Here is a 16753-nt window from a genome sequence, read left to right as displayed (position 1 = left end):
AATCTTTATTAGACCACACATACTCAATCTGTTTTTTTAATTTATTAAATCTATAATCATTTAATCTCGACATATATTCATCAGGATCTCCGCCCCCCAAATTAAGATAATCAAGAGGACTGTCATTAACACGACGTTCATTCATAAATTAATTATCCTAATTGATAATACTTTCGCCTAAGCGCAAAGACTTCCGCAGGGACAAGAATAAGTTATTCGACTACGCTTAATCATAGTAGGGTTTCCCCTCTATCATCACAACCAACCATATCAAATATATTTATAACAACAATGGATATACCCAACATATATTTCGGGAAAATTAATTATTTCCTCCGAATCAATAATATTAAGGTTGCTGACAACCCCTTCACCTTCATCGTCATCCTCGCGAAGGCGGGGATCTGCTTTCAGCTAATGCATTGATATCAGAAAGATTCCTGCTTTCGCAGGAATGACGAATTTGGGGGCGGCATTACAGATGCTTACTTTGTCAATGGTCTGATTAAGATTTATCCTATAAAAAAGCGGTTAACGCCTTTCCATATAATCCATAAAAAGCATTAACCGCCTATGAAATTATAATAAATCCGTTTTTGTTAATAATTCGTATAATACTTTTGCCGCGCATTTAAAAAACGCGTAACAATTTCCCAAGCCAATAGAGCATTTTCACGGCGCCGCGCCTTTAATGCCCCGGCTCGATACCGGCGATACGATCGACGAAATAACCGGCAAGGCCGGTATAGCGATGGGGAGCGAGCAATTCCGCCAGCTCGCCAGTTTCCAGCCATTGCGTAACCCTTGCGTCCTGTTGAAGCGCGTCCTGTAACGACCCGCCCTGTTCAAATACGGCCATGCAGATATGGTAAAGAATGTCATGAGCTTCCTGGCGGCCGATCTTTTCTCCCAGACGCATCATCACCGCTTCGGACAGCAGCAGCCCTTTTTGCAGATGGAGGTTTCGTTCCATATTGCCGTCACGCACGCTCAAACCAGCGGTGATGGCGGCGGTTTTTTTCAGCACCGCGTGCGTCAGACTGAACGCCCGGCTGATAAATTCCCGCTCGGTCTGCAAGGCGATTTTGTCGCGCTCATGATCGGCAATCATCGCCTCCAGCGCCAGCGGCACCGTACTGCGCACGATGCGCGCCAGCGCCACCACGGTTTCACAGGCGGGTGGATTACGCTTATGCGGCATGGTGCTGCTGCCCACTTTGCCTTCATTAAACGGCTCTTCCAATTCCGCGATTTCACTTTTTTGCAGGTTATATATTTCATGGGTAATGCGGGCGGCCGACTGGGAGACCATGGCCAGCTGAGCCACCAATTCCGCGATGCTATCCCGGCTCACATGCCAGCTGATGCCGGCGTCATTCAGGCCGAGCGCCCGAAAAAGCCCCTGCTGCACCGCGATGCCTTTATCGCCAAGCGACGCCAGCGTACCCACCGCCCCGCCAAACTGGCCGACCAATACCCGCGGCTTGATCTCCTGCAGGCGCTGCTGTCCGCGCCGCAGCTCCTGCGTCCAGCCCGCGGCCTTAAAGCCAAAGGTGATGGGAAGCGCCTGCTGGCCGTGGCTGCGTCCCACCATCGTCAAATCACGATATTTAACCGCCAGCGCCAGCGTATGCGCTATCAGCTCCGCCAAACTTTTCTCCACCCACGTCAATGCGTCGCGGATTTGCAGCACCGTTCCCGTATCCATGATGTCCTGCGTGGTCGCTCCCCAGTGAATGTACTCGCCGCTGTCTCCGGCGCAGAGCTGTTTCATGGCCTTAAGCAGCGGCACAATGGGATGCGCCATACGATCCATATCGGCCTTGAGCGCCGCCAGATCGATAAGCTCGGCGCGCGCCTGGCGGCGGATCTCGACGGCGGCGGCGGCCGGGATAATACCGAGCTCCGCCTGAACGTCGGCCAGAGCGGCCTCAACGTCGAGCCAGCGCTGTACCGTGGCGCGATCGCTGAAAATATCGCGCATTTCCGCCGTACCGAATTGGTCGCCGAACAGTTCACTATCAATAACATAGGCACCCATAAGACCATTATCTCCTGCGAAAAATTTTCCTGTCCCGTCTTACCCGCCCACGGTTTTATCGCAGGCGCGACGCGGCCATGGCATCGGTGATTTATTCCTGAAAAACTTCCTGCCGGGAGCGATTCAGCCGGGGTAAAAAGATAAGCAGCACCAGCAGCAGCGCGGCCAACAGCAGGCCCGCGGAGAGCGGGCGGGTAACGAAGACGCTGAAATCGCCGCGTGACAGCAGCAACGCCCGGCGCAAATTCTCCTCCAGCAGCGGCCCCAGTACGAAGCCCAGCAGCAGCGGCGCCGGCTCCAGCCGCAGTTTGCCAAGCAGATAGCCGAATAGCCCAAAGGCCAGCATCTGCCAGAGATCCGCCGCGGCGTTTTTCACCGAATACACGCCGATGCAGCAAAACACCAGGATCATCGGATACAGCAAGGTATAGGGAATGCGCAATAGCCGGGCCCACAGGCCGACCAGCGGCAAATTGAGCAGCACCAGGATCAGATTGCCCAGCCACATTGAGACAATAAGCCCCCAGAATAGCGCCGGGTTGGTGCTCATCACCTGCGGCCCGGGCTGGATGTTGTGGATCATCATCGCCGCGACCATCATCGCCATCGTGGCGCTGGACGGGATCCCCAGGGTCAGCAGCGGGATAAACGAGGTCTGCGCGGCGGCGTTATTCGCCGATTCGGGGCCCGCCACGCCTTCAATCGCTCCCCGGCCGAACTCCTGCGGCCGCGCGGTACATTTTTTTTCCAGGCTATAAGAGGAGAAGGCGGCCAGAGTGGCTCCGGCGCCCGGCAATACCCCCAGCAGGCTGCCCAGGCCGGTGCCGCGCAGGATGGCGGGCCACATGCGGCGCCAGTCCCGGCGCGCCGGCCATAGGGTGTGGATCGGCGCGGTGCCGTCGGCCCGCGCCGCCCCCTGCTCCAGGTTGCGTACGATTTCCGCTATGCCGAAAATGCCCATGGCGATGCAGACGAAATCCAGCCCGTCCAGCAGGCTGAGCTGGCCGAAAGCGTAGCGCGCCATGCCGGAATTCACGTCGGTTCCCACGGTGCCCAGCAGCAGCCCCAGGATAATCATGCCGAAGGTTTTACTCAGCGCGCCGGAAGCGATCACCACCGAGCCGACCAGGCCAAACACCATCAGGGAAAAATAATCGGCGGGACCGAAATTGAGCGCGATGACGGTAAGCGGCTGGGCGAACAGGGCGATAAGCAGCGTCGCCACGCTGCCAGCGAAGAAAGAGCCGATGCCGGCGGCGGCCAGCGCCACGCCTGCCCTGCCCTGAAGCGCCATTTGATGACCATCCAGGGTGGTGATGACGGAGGAGGACTCGCCGGGCAGATTGACCAGTATGGCGGTGGTCGAACCGCCATACTGCGCGCCGTAATAGATGCTGGAGAGCATGATTAGCGCCGCCGTCGGGGACATGCCGTAGGTGATCGGCAGGAGCATGGCTATCGTGGCTACCGGCCCGATGCCGGGCAGTACCCCGATCAGCGTACCCAGCAGGCAGCCCAGCAGGGCGAACAGCAGATTTTCCAGGCTCAGCGCGGTGGCGAACCCCAACTGCAGATTGTGTAGTAACTCCATGATCCTATCCTATGAAAAACGGCCATAGGGGCAGCGGCAGGCCCAATCCCTTGACGAACACCAGCGCGCTGAACAAGGCCAGCGAACCGCCCAGCGCCGCCGCCCGGAACAGCGAGGCGTGCGGCGCAGCCAGGGTGGCGACCAGCACCATCAGCACGATGGCGAACAGCAGGCCGCACCAGGGCAAGGCCAGCGCAAACGCCACGATGGACCCGGCGACCAGCCCCAGGGCGCGCCAATTCGTAGGGGACAGACGTTCGGCAAGGCGGGAACGTATGCCCTGCGCCAGTACCCAGCCGCCGATCAGCATCAGCAAGGCACCGAGCCAGAACGGCAGAAAGCCTGGCCCCATGCGCGCCGCGCCGCCCAACGGGTAATGCCGCCAGGCGACGATCGCGAACGCGCCGCCCAGCAGCAGATACAGCAGGCCGCTGAGCGCGTCAGGTTGATTAATGCGCCGTGACATACACAGCCCCCGGGCGGAGGCCGAGGGCCCGAATAAACAACCCGAAATATATTTCCCGTTTATTTGCGTTCATATCATTGTCTGCTTTTCATTGCCTGTTTTGTTATATCAGCCCAAAGAGCGATATCGCTTTAGCGATGAATCAACTTTAGTCAGCAAAAAAATATATAGATAGTTTGCATAATACCGGTTATTTATATCATGTAATTTTATAATTATGCCCCTATTCTAAGTACGCATTTTTAATTTCTAAAGATAAATTCCACATATTCATTGCCGGGATAAATAAAGAGGGAAAATAGATAATGAAATATGCATTTATACGCGTCGCCGCCGTCATGGCGATCGTGGCGGGGACGCCGGCACAGGCGCAGGAAGCCTATCCGACGCGCCCCATCACTTATGTCGTCCCTTATACGCCGGGCGGCACCAATGACAATTCAGCGCGCATCGTCGCGCGCGCGCTGGAACAGCGGCTGGGTCAACCGGTAGTGATAGAGAACCGCCCCGGCGCGGGCGGCACGCTGGGAGCGGCCAAAGTGGCGCATGCGCGTCCGGACGGTTATACCCTGCTGAATGCCTCCATCGGCAATCTGGCCATCGCGCCGCAGCTGCTGCCGGCGCAGTTTGATCCGTTCAAGGACTTCACGCCGCTGGCCCATATTGGCGGCTCGCGTTCCGTTATCGCGGTCAATCCATCGCTGCCGATTAACTCCATTGAAGAACTGATTGATTATGCGAAGAAAAACCCAGGAAAGCTAACTTACGGCACCTCGGGGAACGGTACGCCGGGCAATATTTCCATGGAATATTTCAAGATGCTGAGCGGCGTCGATATTCTGCATATTCCCTATAAGGGCAGCGCCCCCTCGCTGGCCGACGCGGTGGCCGGACATATCGACCTGGTTTCCGATCCGCTGGCCAACGGCTTTGTCAAAGCCGGGAAACTACGCGGTCTGGCCTATTTCGGCGCCGACAGCGCGCCGGATTTACCCGGCGTTCCGTCGATTACCGCCAGCTATCCGCAGTGGAACTTCTCCGGCTCATTTATCGCCGTCGCGCCCGCGGGCACGCCGCAGCCGGTGGTGGAAAAATTGCGCCGCGCCTTTAGTGAGGCGTTAAGCGATGCGAAAACCCAGGCGGAATTAACCGGCATCGGCGTATCGCCGGAAATAAAAACGCCGGAGCAAACCAGCGAATTAATTAAGGCCACCTATTCCATCAGTAAAGATATCATTCAACGGGCCAATATTTCCGTCAATGAATAAGCCAATATCCTATCCATATAATCTCGGGCTATTTTTTCGGCCCGATAAATATAGCGCCCGTTTATTATGAAAATAGATGATATCGACGCCTTTGTGACGCTGGTGCAGTTGAAATCCACCCAGGCTACCGCGACTCAGCTGGGGCTAACCCAGCCGGCGGTCACGCGCCGCGTACAAAATCTGGAGCAGGCGCTGGGCGTGCAGCTGCTGGACAGGCAAACCAAGCCGCTCAAGCCCACGCCGCTCGGTCTGAGCGTCTACCGGCAGTGCCGGCGCATTCGGCACGAGATCGACGCCCTGCGTCAATTGGTATCGCGCAAAGAGGGCCCGAGCGGCGCGCTGCGCCTGGGGTTGCCGCACAGCCTGGCGGAGCGGGGGGTGATGTCGGCATTGGCGACGCTGTCCGGCGAGTACCGCGATATCCGGCCGCAGATCGTCAGCCACTGGGGGCTGCCTTTGCTGGAGAGCCTGCGGCAGGGAGCGCTGGACGCCGCGGTGCTGATGTTTCCCGCCGGCAACGTGTTTCCCGACGGGCTGCATAGCAGCGATCTCGGGCCTGTGCCGCTGGCGGTAGTGGCGCCGCGCGACAAAACGCCCCCGCCGCGGACGTTGGCGGAGTGCTATCCCCACGGCTGGGTGCTTAATCCGGAGGGGTGCGGTTTTCGCGCCGCGCTGCGACGCGCGCTGGCGGAACAAGGGTTGCCGCTGCGCATCACCATGGAAGTGATCGGCTCCAACCTGCAGCAGTCGCTTATCGCCAGCGGCGGCGGGTTAGGTCTGCTGCCGCGCTTTCAGGTGGAAAACGGCCTGTGGGCCGATCGGCTGCGCATTTTGCCCCTGGCGGATTTCGCCCCGCAAAACCGCCTGTGGCTGGTGCATGCCGCCCTGCCGCACCAACTGCGCGACGCGGCGGCCAGCTTCGCCGCGTCGGTGGCCGCCGGGCTGGGGCTGCCGGCGCCGCACGCCGCATAGACCGGCGCGGCCGCCGGACAAATCCCCCGCGCCAGCGCGCGCGGGTTTTGCAAACCAGAGTGAAGGAGAGAATATGAGCGCAACGTTAAGACACGACCGGCTACGCGACTTTATCGACAAACTGGCGGCGGCGGTGGAGTCGGCTGACGATGAAGAGAGCCTGCTGCGCCAGGGCCGGCCGCTGCTGGCGGAATTGATACGCCACGACGACTGGCTGGATGAGGATTTCACCCGCCCGCACCCCGACCACTATCAGCAGTATCTGCTGCATGTGGATTCCCGCCAGCGGTTTTCGGTGGTGAGTTTCGTTTGGGGGCCCGGACAATCCACGCCGGTGCACGACCATCGGGTCTGGGGGCTGATTGGCCTGCTGCGCGGGGCGGAGCGTTCGCAGTCGTTTGTGCGTCGCGATGGGCGCCTGGTGGAAGACGGACCGCCGGTGCTGCTGCGCCCGGGCGAGGTGGAGGCGGTGTCGCCCACTATCGGCGACGTTCACCGGGTAAGCAATGAGCTGGAGGACGCGGTCTCTATCAGCATCCATGTCTACGGCGCCAATATCGGCGCCGTGCGGCGCGCGGTGTATGACGCCGACGGCCGGGAAAAAACCTTTATTTCGGGCTATTCCAATACCCTGCTGCCCAATATTTGGGACCTGTCCAGGCAGCAGCAATAGCGCCGGCGCGAAGATAACAAGTTGGAGAATGAGAGTGCAAGGCGGACGCCGCCGCCTTACACCAAGGTTACTCCGGCAAGGTTATCAGGAACTGACGCAGCTGCGCGAAATCAGCCGGGAAATGGTGCGACAGCAAATCCAGATCGGCGCGTTTCGCCAGCGCGTCCGGCAGCTCCAGCGTTTTGCCCAGAATGGCTTCCACGCTCTCCTTGAATTTCGCCGGATGCGCCGTACCCAGAAACAGCCCGAACTCGCCGGGCTGAAGCTGATCGCGCAGCAAACGGTAGGCAATCGCCGCGTGCGGCTCGGAGGTATAGCCCAGCGCTTCAAGCTCATGCAGGGTCTCTTTGGTGGTGTCGTCGCTTACCGCGCCGAAGCCCAGCGTTTTCAACTGCCAGTCTTTACGGCGGAACAGTTCTTCCACCCGCGGCCAGTTGTTCGGCTGGCTCACGTCCATGGCGTTGGACAAGGTGGCGACGGTCTTGTTCGGTTGCCAGGCGCCGTTGCTCAGGAAACGCGGCACGGTGTCGTTGGCGTTGGTGGCGGCGATAAAGCGTTTAATCGGCAGGCCGAGGGATTTGGCCAGCAGGCCGGCCGTCAGATCGCCGAAGTTGCCGCTCGGCACCGAAACCACCAGCTGATTGCGCGCTTCCTGCGGCAACTGCGCCACCGCTTCAAAGTAGTAGCAGATTTGCGCCAGCAGCCGGCTGATATTAATCGAGTTGGCCGAATTCAGACCGATGGCCTTTTTCAGCTCTTCATCGTCAAAGGCCTGCTTGACCAGCGCCTGACAGGCGTCAAAATCGCTGTCGACGGCGATGGTGTGAATATTGCCGCCCAGCGTGCAGAACAGTTTTTCCTGCAACGGACTGATTTTCCCTTCCGGGTAGAGGATCACCACGCGGATGTTTTCCAGACCGTAAAACGCGTGCGCCACCGCCGCGCCGGTATCCCCCGAGGTGGCGGTAAGAATGGTGATTTTATTGTCGCCCGCCACTTCCGTCAGCATCTGCGCCATAAAACGCCCGCCGAAATCCTTGAACGCCAGCGTCGGGCCGTGGAACAGCTCCAGTGCAGCGATATCTTCCGTTACGGCGGCGACGGGCGCCGGGAAGGCGAATGCCGCCTTGACGCGCTGATAGACCGTCTCATCGGCCATTTCATCGCCGATATAGGCGGATAAAATGCGGCTGCTGCGGGTAACGAAATCCATCTCCAGCAGTTCATCAATTTGAGTGCGCTCGAACTCGGGCAGTTCCAGAGGAAAGAACAGTCCCTGCTGACTTCCCAGCCCCCGTTGAATAGCCTGCGCAAAGCTGACCTGCTCGTTATGATCTTTAAGATTGTAGAGTTTCATGCATTATCCCAGTTGTCGCGCGCCTGTGGTATCCAGACGGCAAATATGAACAAAACCTTCATCGTTCTGCAAATAGTTATCCCGCAGCCAGTCGGCCAGCCGCTGCGCGCTGCCTATGTCATCGCATACGGAAAACAATGTCGGGCCTGAACCGGAGATACCGCAGGCCAGCGCCCCGATATCCTGTGCGGCCTTGCGCGCCTCGGCAAAGCCGGGCAGCAGTTTGGTCCGATAAGGTTCTGCTATTACGTCTTTCATCAGTTTAGCCGCCAGCGAGGCTTGCCCGGTATGGCAGGCGTGAATAAAGCCCGCCAGATAACGGCCGTGGCTGATGCAGTCCTGGCGGCGATATTGCGCCGGCAGAATGGCCCGCGCTTCGGCGGTCGACACCTTGATGCCCGGATAGGCCATCACCCACAGCCAGTCGTCAAACGCCGGCACCGGCTGGCTGATAATGCCCTCTTCCCCCAGCATCAGCTGAATGCCGCCGAGAAAACAGGGCGCTACATTATCATAATGTACGCTGCCGGAAATACGCCCTTCCAGTTCGCCCATCAGCGTCAGCAGGCGGGTATCGTCCAGCGGCTTGCCGCAGAATTCATTCATCGCCATCAGGCCCGCCACCACCGAACAGGCGCTGGAGCCCAGGCCGGAGCCGATCGGCATATTTTTTTCCAGCGTCATCGCCACCGGGATGGTTTTACCGATTTCCTGACAGAAACGCTCCCAGCACTGATAGACGATATTTTGCCGCGGATCGTCCGGCAGCTTGGCGACAAATCGCCCTTCGCAGCGCAGGCTGAATTGATCCGCCGCGACGGCGGAGACGCAGTCCCCCAGCAGCGAGCCGTCCAGCGGCGAAACGGCGGCACCCAGCACATCAAACCCGACGCTGACGTTGCCAATCGACGCTGGCGCATACACCTTAACCATAATCAAGCTCCCAACTTCCATGACAGGGTTCGCAGCAAGTCGGCGAATACGCCGGCTGCGGTAACATCATTCCCCGCGCCATAACCCCTTAATACCAATGGCAACGGCTGATAGTAGCGGCTGTAGAAGGCCAGCGCATTTTCGCCGTCTTTAACTTTAAACAGCGGATCGTTGCCGCCCACCGCGCTAATCTGAACCTTACAGTTCCCCTCTTCGATCACGCCGACATAGCGCAGCACTTTACCCTCATCGCGCGCCCGGGCGACGCGGTTGGCGAACTCGCCGTCCACCGACGGCAAACGGCTCATAAAGCTCGCCACGTCGCCGGAGGCGTCGAAACCGGCCGGCAGCACGGATTCCACCGCGATGTCGTCCAGCTCCAGTTTATAACCCGCTTCGCGCGCCAGAATCAGCAGCTTGCGCGCCACATCCATACCGGACAGATCGTCGCGCGGATCGGGCTCGGTGTAGCCCTTTTCTTTCGCCTGACGCGTGGCTTCGGACAGCGACAGCCCCTCATCCAGCTTGCCGAAAATAAACGACAGCGAACCGGACAGGATGCCGGTAAAGCGGATCAGCTCATCGCCGGCGTTCAACAGATTTTGCAGGTTCTCGATAACCGGCAGGCCGGCGCCCACGTTGGTGTCATACAGGAAGCGGCGGCGCGATTTCGCCGCCGCGCTGCGCAATTGCTGGTAGTAGTTCATCGACCCGGTATTGGCTTTCTTGTTCGGCGTCACCACGTGGAAGCCGTCGGCCAGGAAATCGGCGTATTGATCGGCCACCGCCTGGCTGGAAGTACAGTCCACGATCACCGGATTGAGCAGATGATACTCTTTTACCAGACGGATCAGCCGCCCCAGATTAAAGGGCTCGCGGGCTTTCGCCAGCTCATCGCGCCAGCTGTCCATCGGAATACCGTTGACGTTGGTCAACAGCGCCTTGGAATTGGCGATGCCGACCACCCGCAGGTCGATATGCTTCTGCTTCAGCCACGGCTGCTGGCGATGGATCTGCTCCAGCAGCGCGCCGCCGACCCCGCCGACGCCGATGACGAACACGTCGATCACCTGGTCGGTATTAAACAGCATCTGGTGCGCGACGCGCACGCCGGTGGTCGCCACGTCGTTGTTGACCACCACGGAGATGGAGCGCTCGGACGAGCCCTGGGCAATGGCGACGATATTGATATTGGCGCTGGCCAGCGCGGAGAATAAACGGGCGGACAGGCCGCGCAGCGTGCGCATGCCGTCGCCCACCACCGAAATGATGGTCAGGCGCTGCATCACGTCCAGCGGGTCCAGCACGCCCTCTTTCAATTCCAGATAGAACTCATCTTCCAGCGTCTTTCTGGTGCGCGCCAGCTCGCTCTGCGGCACGCAGAAGCTGATGCTGTATTCCGAAGAGGACTGGGTAATCAGCACCACCGAGATGCCCGCCCGCGACATGGCCGCGAATACGCGGGCCGCCATGCCGATCATCCCTTTCATGCCCGGCCCGGAAATATTGAACATCGCCATATTGTTCAGGTTGGTGATGCCTTTGACCGGATATTGGGTGTCGGTGCTGTCCAGGCCGATCAGCGTGCCGGGAGCCTGTGGATTTTCGGTGTTTTTGATAAGGCAGGGAATCTGGAACTGGGCGATGGGGGCGATGGTTCTGGGGTGGAGGACTTTGGCGCCGAAGTAGGATAGCTCCATCGCCTCCTGATAGGACATCGACTTGAGCAATCTGGCGTCCGGCACCTGGCGCGGATCGCAGGTATAAACGCCGTCGACGTCCGTCCAGATCTCGCAACAGTCGGCGCGCAGGCAGGCGGCCAGCACCGCGGCGGAATAGTCGGAGCCGTTGCGGCCCAGCACCACCAGTTCCCCTTTTTCATTACCGGCGGTGAAACCGGCCATCAGGATCACGTGCTCTTTCGGGATGGCGCTTTCCGCGATGCGGCGGGTGGATTCGGCGATATCGACGGTGGATTCAAGGTAGTGCCCCTGCGCCAGCAGTTTTTCCACCGGGTTGATAACGGAAACCCCGTAGCCGCGCGCCTGAAACACCGCTTCCATAACGGCGATGGAGAGCTTTTCGCCGCGGCAGATAATGGACGCGTTCACGCTGTCGGGGCACTGCCCCAGCAGGGAGATACCGTGCAGCACCTGTTTTAACTGCGCGAATTCCTGATCCACCAGCGCTTTCAGGCGGGTAGCGTCAAATCCGGGCTGAGACTGCGCCAGACCTTGCAGCAGGGAAGAGAAGATAGCTTCGGCGTCGTTAAGATGAGGCAGAATATCCTGTCCGGCGACGGTTTTATCAATCATCGCAACCAGATGGTTGGTGATTTTCGCCGGCGCCGACAGGACGGTGGCAACCTGTCCCTGGCGCGCATTGTTCTCGATAATGTCGGCCACGCGTATAAATCGCTCCGCGTTCGCCACCGAAGTCCCGCCAAATTTCAACACTCGCATTTTTATCTTTTCTCCTGAATTTCCATCGACAAAAACGCCCGGAGCGTTTTTGAACGCCGCTTACCGCGGCTTAAGGTGCGGCGGGCAGGGTAGCCCGCACTAAAAAAATCGCCTGGAGCGATTTTAAACGTCGCCCCGCGACGGCCTGTCAAGGTGGCGGACAAGGATAGTCCGCCATAAAAAAAGCCCGCACTGTTCGGTGCGGGCTTTTTTCGATTCTTCTGTATGCGTCAGCCCGCACCGTTACTGGTTGTAATGGTGATGGTAATAATCGTGGCGATCGGGCTGATATGGCGCATGATAAAATCTTGTCTTGGTAAATTTAAATCCGATGACCCTATTAGTTAGGGCAATCGCCCCTTGAAGTCAACGGATTTCTTTTTTTTCATCGCGGCGGAGGCCAAGCGACAAACGTTGAATAATCTATGAAAAGTTTATCTTTAAAAATAATTATTCACAAAAATAGAAAAGCTAATACATTTAACTGCAAAAGAATCATTGATAAACTTTTTATTTCGATAGGGTTTTCTCGATGTCATGCAGCAACATATGCAGCATTGCCGTGTCCCGCCGCTCCAACCGCCCCAGCCGCTGATGGATCCAGTCGCGCAGCTTTTCATCATCCTCCACCGCCAGATTGATTAACAACCGCTCCAACCGTTGACGCAGCGCCGACAATTGCCCCTCCTGCGGCGCGACGGCGGCGTCGGGTTTCACCTGCATCAGCTCCGCCAGCTGGTAGCAGTACACCATCACCGCCTGACCAAGGTTGAGGGAGGGATAATCCGCCTTCATCGGCACGCCGGTTAAAATATCCGCCAGTTCGAGCTCTTCATTGGTCAGGCCGGAATCTTCCCGCCCGAAAACCAGCGCCGCCGTTCCCACCCAGTGCTGTTTTTCCCGCATCACCCCCAGCAGTTCGGCGGGGGTGCAGTAATAACGGAATCTGGCGCGGCTGCGCGCCGTGGCCGCAACGGTAAAATCAATATCCGTCAACGCATGGGCCAGCGTAGGAAAGGTGGTCGCCGCATCCAGAATATCCCCGGAGCCATGGGCGACGCGGCGCGCGGCCGGATCCTGATGAATATTGCCGCCGACGATGCGCAGCCCGCCGAATCCCATGGTTTTCATCGCCCTGGCGGCGGCGCCCACATTTTCAGCCCGCGCGGGTTCAACCAAAATAATATGAAACTGCATCACCACTTCCCCGTACCCTACGTCACCCGTTAAAACAAAAAAAATAAAACCGCTTGCTTACCGCTGCCGTTAAACGAAGGGTATGTTTATTTTTCATAACGTAATCTGGAATTGAGCTAACCCCATCATTTTCTTTACTTTATATTTACCTGAACGGTTTCGACGACAGCCGCGCAACAGGCCAGGCGCGGATAAAACCTGACGTACCAGACTACCATTTCTTGATTCAGGATGAAATTAACATGCCCGCTTCCGCTGTACTTTCCACCGGCCCATTCCGCGCAATAAAAAAGCTGGCCGTCGTCGCGTTTTCCCTATTTTTGCTGGCCGGCTGCGATAGCGCCGATACCGCCGGCGGCGCTTCGCCCTCCACCATTCGCTACGCGCTGTGGTCTTCGCCCAGCGGGAATTTTCATCCTGAACTTTACTTCACCGATTACGATCGCGCGGTCATTTTCGTCACTTTCGACCGGCTGGTGGAACTTAGCCCGCAGCAGGAATTTACCCCCTCGCTGGCCTCGCGCTATGAATATTCGCCGGACGGCAGAACCCTGACGTTTCATCTCCGCGACGGCGTGAAGTGGCACGACGGCCAACCCTTCACCGCCCGGGACGTGGCGTTTACCTATCAGGCCACCGCCGATGCGCACTGGCCGGCGGATACGCCGGAATTCGCCACCCAGCTCGAAGGGTTCAAAGCGTATCATGAAGGCAGCGCCGACGCCGTCAGCGGCATCAAGGTCATTGACGATCGCACGGTGAGCTTCACCTTTACCACGCCCTATGCCTCGGCGCTCTCCTATTTTGCCGACCGCCCGGTGCTGGCGAAGCATATCTGGGAAAAGACCCCGATCGCCGAGTGGAGCAGCGCCACCGCTCTGCTGAATAGCCCGGTGGGAACCGGGCCGTATAAAGTGACGAGTTTCGTGCCCGATCAATACGTTGAGCTGGCGCGCAACGACGACTATTTCAAGGGCGCGCCCAAGACCGAACGGCTGATCTTCAAGGTCAGCAATCGCGACACCGCCCAGTCGGAATTAATTAACGGCGAGCTGGATATCGTCGAGCTTTCCTCGTTTAACCCGACGGATTTAAAACTCTACCAGGATGCGGGCATCAATCTGATTGTGCTGAACGGCACCAGCGGCCAGTACATCTCGGTCAATCATCAGGATCCGATCCTCGCCGATACCCGCGTGCGGCAGGCGCTGATTTACGGCATCAACCGCCAGGGCATTATCGATCATCTGCTGTTCGGCAACGGTCAGCTATTTAACGCCAAGATCCACCCGCAGGATCCCGCCTACCCGCCGCAGTTGAACGAGTATCCCTACTCGGCGGAGAAAGCGGCCGCGCTGCTCGAACAGGCGGGCTGGGTCGCGGGCGGCGACGGCATCCGCGTCAAAGACGGCAAGCGTCTGGTCCTGACGCTGCACGTGCCGACCGGCAACCGCACGCGCGAACAGTCGGCGGCGATCATTCAGCAGGATCTGAAGCAGATCGGTATCGACGTCAATATCATCGTCGGCGACTTCAACTCCACGCTGGCCATTTTGCAAAACCCGCAGACGCCCTACCAGCTGCTGCTGATGGGCGGCATGTTCCGGCCGGGGCAGTACAGCAATGATTACTGGTGGGAGCGCTTCAGCGACGAGCGGCTTAGCCAACTGGGGGATGAAGCCAATCGCACGGTGGAAAGCGGCGCGCGCAATCAGCTATTGCACCAATGGGCGCAGCGCCAGAACGAACTGGCCATTCTCACCTGGCTCTATATTCCCAGCCTCGGCTATGCGGTCAATCCGCGCATTAGCCAGTACCAGCCCTACGCGTATGAGGCCTTTAGCCAGGTGAATCAGTGGACTATCGCCCCATGACGCCAAACCGTTGCGGCCCTGTCCCGGCGTCGACAGGGAGCGCCCTAGCCTGATGTTGCTCGCTTATTTCGCCCGCCGCCTGCTGCTGGTGCTGCCGATTGCCCTGGGGATCTCGCTGCTGGTTTTTCTGCTGATCAATCTGCAGCCCGGCGATCCCTATGCGTTGATGATCGACCCCAGCGCCCCGCCGGCGGTAAAAGAGGCGCTATTGCGGAAAGTCGGCTATTACGATCCCCTTTATCTTAAATACCTCAAATGGTTAGCGCGTATCGTGCAAGGGGATTTCGGCTTCTCGCTGCACTATCGCGCCCAGGTCGGCGAGGTGATCGCCGGCCGCCTCGGCAATACCCTGCTGCTGGCCGGCGCGGCGCTGACCATCTCGCTGCTGGTGGCCGTGCCGGTGGGCATACTCGCCGCGCTGCACCGCAATTCGCCGCTGGACACCCTCGCCGTCTCCCTGAGCTTTGTATTTTTCTCCATTCCGTCGTTCTTTTTCGGGCTGGTGTTGATCAAAATCTTCGCGGTCGATCTGCGCTGGCTGCCGGTTTCCGGCAAAGTCACCCTCGGCCACTCTCTGCAGGGGATCGATTATGCGCTGGACGTGCTGCGTCATCTGGCGCTGCCGGCGCTGGTGCTCGGGTTGATGAACAGCGCCGTGTTTATCAAATACCTGCGCAGCAGCATGCTGGGGATTATCGACCAGGACTTTATCCGCACCCTGTACGCCAAAGGATTGTCGCGGCGCCGCATCATTTGGCGACACGCGCTGAAAAACGCCGCCAAGCCGATGATCACCATTCTGTCGCTGGAAATTCCGGTGCTGTTTTCCGGCGCGCTGATGACCGAAACCGTGTTTTCCTGGCCGGGGATCGGCCGCCTCAACTATGAAGCGGTGTTGAACCGCGACTACAACCTGCTGATGGGCATCATCATGCTGCTGGCGTTGCTGACGCTGGTGGCCAATCTGCTGGCCGATATGCTTTACGCGCTGGTCGATCCGCGAGTGAGGTACGCATCATGAACAGCACGTTTCCTCCGCTGGCCGGCGCGGCGCAGCCCGCGGGCAATGTGATGTGGCGGCGCTTCCGCCGGCATCGTCCAGGGATGATCGGGCTGGTGGCGCTGAGTCTGATCGTGCTGCTGGTGATCGTCGTTCCGCTGGTCAGCCCGCTGGATCCCAATCATATCGATCTGTCGCAGATAGAAGCGCCGCCGTCCGCCCGCCACTGGCTGGGCACCGACGAACTGGGACGCGATGTATTCACCCGGCTGATCTACGGCGGACAGGTGTCGGTGCTGGTGGCGTTCAGCGCCACGCTGTTGCAGCTCATCATCGGCGTGACGCTGGGCGGGATCGCCGGCTACTTCGGCAAAGGGATCGACGCCGTCATTATGCGCTTTACCGACATCATCATGTGCTTTCCCTTTTACGCCATCGCCATCACCCTGGCGGGGATCCTCGGCGCCAGCACCTGGAACGTGGTGGTGATTATCGGCGTACTGAACTGGACCGGCATCGCCCGTCTGGTGCGCGCCGAGTTTCTCTCTTTATCCCGCCAGGAGTATGTAGATGCCGCCCGGGTCATGGCGGTCGGGCACGGGCGCATTATTTTCCGCCATTTGCTGCCTAACGCGCTGGGACCGGTGATTGTCTACGCCACGCTGGCCATCGCCACCGGTATTCTGGCCGAAGCGGCGCTCAGCTTTCTCGGGCTGGGGGTGAAACAGCCCACGGCAAGCTGGGGCAATATGCTGTCGGCGGCGCAAAGCATGCGGGTGCTGGGCAATGCCTGGTGGCTGTGGCTGCCGCCGGGAGTAATGGTGTTTGTTATGGTGCTGTCCATCAATTTTATCGGCGACGCGCTGAAGCAGGCGTTCGATCCATCCTCGCCGCCAGCCTAGTCGTTACATAACCGGAA

At 58.8% G+C, this 16753-nt stretch carries 14 protein-coding genes and 1 other annotated feature; of the genes, 6 read left to right on the top strand and 8 right to left on the bottom strand.

The window, feature by feature from the left end; genetic code table 11:
• Positions 1 to 688: 688 nt before the first annotated feature.
• The 3 genes from purB to MFP24_RS16110 form a co-directional block, all read right to left on the bottom strand.
• On the bottom strand, positions 689 to 2041 hold the full coding sequence (gene purB / locus MFP24_RS16120; protein WP_249231322.1) for an adenylosuccinate lyase: 1353 nt from the start codon (positions 2039 to 2041) through the stop codon (positions 689 to 691).
• A gap of 91 nt (positions 2042 to 2132) precedes the next feature.
• Entirely contained in the window at positions 2133 to 3632 is a 1500-nt protein-coding gene (locus MFP24_RS16115) for a tripartite tricarboxylate transporter permease (RefSeq protein ID WP_249231323.1), read from the bottom strand.
• A gap of 4 nt (positions 3633 to 3636) precedes the next feature.
• A complete protein-coding gene (locus MFP24_RS16110) occupies positions 3637 to 4098 on the bottom strand; it encodes a tripartite tricarboxylate transporter TctB family protein (RefSeq protein WP_249231324.1) in 462 nt (153 codons plus the stop codon).
• A 305-nt stretch (positions 4099 to 4403) separates the two neighbouring features.
• Between MFP24_RS16110 and MFP24_RS16105 the strand changes: the two genes are divergently transcribed.
• The 3 genes from MFP24_RS16105 to MFP24_RS16095 all read left to right on the top strand — a co-directional run bounded on the left by MFP24_RS16105 (position 4404) and on the right by MFP24_RS16095 (position 7011).
• Complete coding sequence (locus MFP24_RS16105; RefSeq protein WP_249231325.1) at positions 4404 to 5366, top strand: Bug family tripartite tricarboxylate transporter substrate binding protein; 963 nt, start codon at positions 4404 to 4406, stop codon at positions 5364 to 5366.
• 66 nt (positions 5367 to 5432) lie between these two features.
• Positions 5433 to 6338: a LysR family transcriptional regulator gene (locus tag MFP24_RS16100; RefSeq protein ID WP_249231326.1), complete on the top strand. Its 906-nt coding sequence runs from the start codon at positions 5433 to 5435 to the stop codon at positions 6336 to 6338.
• 73 nt (positions 6339 to 6411) lie between these two features.
• On the top strand, positions 6412 to 7011 hold the full coding sequence (locus MFP24_RS16095) for a cysteine dioxygenase family protein (RefSeq protein WP_249231327.1): 600 nt from the start codon (positions 6412 to 6414) through the stop codon (positions 7009 to 7011).
• A gap of 67 nt (positions 7012 to 7078) precedes the next feature.
• On the opposite strand, the gene thrC is transcribed toward MFP24_RS16095, so the two are convergent.
• From thrC to MFP24_RS16075, 5 genes are all read right to left on the bottom strand, one after another.
• Entirely contained in the window at positions 7079 to 8368 is a 1290-nt protein-coding gene (gene thrC, locus MFP24_RS16090) for a threonine synthase (RefSeq protein ID WP_249231328.1), read from the bottom strand.
• Between the two features lie 3 nt (positions 8369 to 8371).
• Positions 8372 to 9301 (bottom strand): homoserine kinase, encoded by a 930-nt coding sequence (gene thrB / locus MFP24_RS16085; RefSeq protein WP_249231329.1) that lies wholly within the window; start codon positions 9299 to 9301, stop codon positions 8372 to 8374.
• Between the two features lie 2 nt (positions 9302 to 9303).
• Positions 9304 to 11763: a bifunctional aspartate kinase/homoserine dehydrogenase I gene (gene thrA / locus MFP24_RS16080; RefSeq protein ID WP_249231330.1), complete on the bottom strand. Its 2460-nt coding sequence runs from the start codon at positions 11761 to 11763 to the stop codon at positions 9304 to 9306.
• 176 nt (positions 11764 to 11939) lie between these two features.
• Positions 11940 to 12055, bottom strand: a sequence feature (Thr leader region).
• Positions 11994 to 12062, bottom strand: a complete 69-nt coding sequence (gene thrL, locus MFP24_RS24275) for a thr operon leader peptide (RefSeq protein WP_369075411.1) — start codon at positions 12060 to 12062, stop codon at positions 11994 to 11996. (Overlaps the previous feature by 62 nt.)
• Positions 12063 to 12273: 211 nt before the next feature.
• The gene (locus tag MFP24_RS16075; protein ID WP_249231331.1) at positions 12274 to 12960 is read right to left on the bottom strand and encodes a tRNA/rRNA methyltransferase; all 687 of its coding nucleotides are present in this window, start codon (positions 12958 to 12960) and stop codon (positions 12274 to 12276) included.
• A gap of 242 nt (positions 12961 to 13202) precedes the next feature.
• On the opposite strand from MFP24_RS16075, the gene MFP24_RS16070 reads away from it, so the two are divergent.
• Genes MFP24_RS16070 through opp4C form a run of 3 tightly spaced genes read left to right on the top strand, consistent with a single transcriptional unit; the run spans position 13203 to position 16736 of the window.
• The gene (locus MFP24_RS16070) at positions 13203 to 14834 is read left to right on the top strand and encodes an ABC transporter substrate-binding protein (protein ID WP_249231332.1); all 1632 of its coding nucleotides are present in this window, start codon (positions 13203 to 13205) and stop codon (positions 14832 to 14834) included.
• Between the two features lie 52 nt (positions 14835 to 14886).
• Positions 14887 to 15855 carry an ABC transporter permease gene (locus MFP24_RS16065; protein ID WP_249231333.1) on the top strand — a complete coding sequence of 323 codons (969 nt, stop codon included), beginning with the start codon at positions 14887 to 14889 and terminating at the stop codon, positions 15853 to 15855.
• Positions 15852 to 16736: an oligopeptide ABC transporter permease gene (gene opp4C, locus MFP24_RS16060; RefSeq protein WP_249231334.1), complete on the top strand. Its 885-nt coding sequence runs from the start codon at positions 15852 to 15854 to the stop codon at positions 16734 to 16736. The genes MFP24_RS16065 and opp4C overlap by 4 nt, the downstream gene beginning before the upstream one ends.
• Positions 16737 to 16753: the final 17 nt, after the last annotated feature.

Origin of the sequence: Brenneria tiliae (assembly GCF_023347575.1) — a bacterium.
GTDB lineage: Bacteria > Pseudomonadota > Gammaproteobacteria > Enterobacterales > Enterobacteriaceae > Brenneria > Brenneria corticis.
This window is presented reverse-complemented; position numbering and strand designations above follow the sequence as displayed.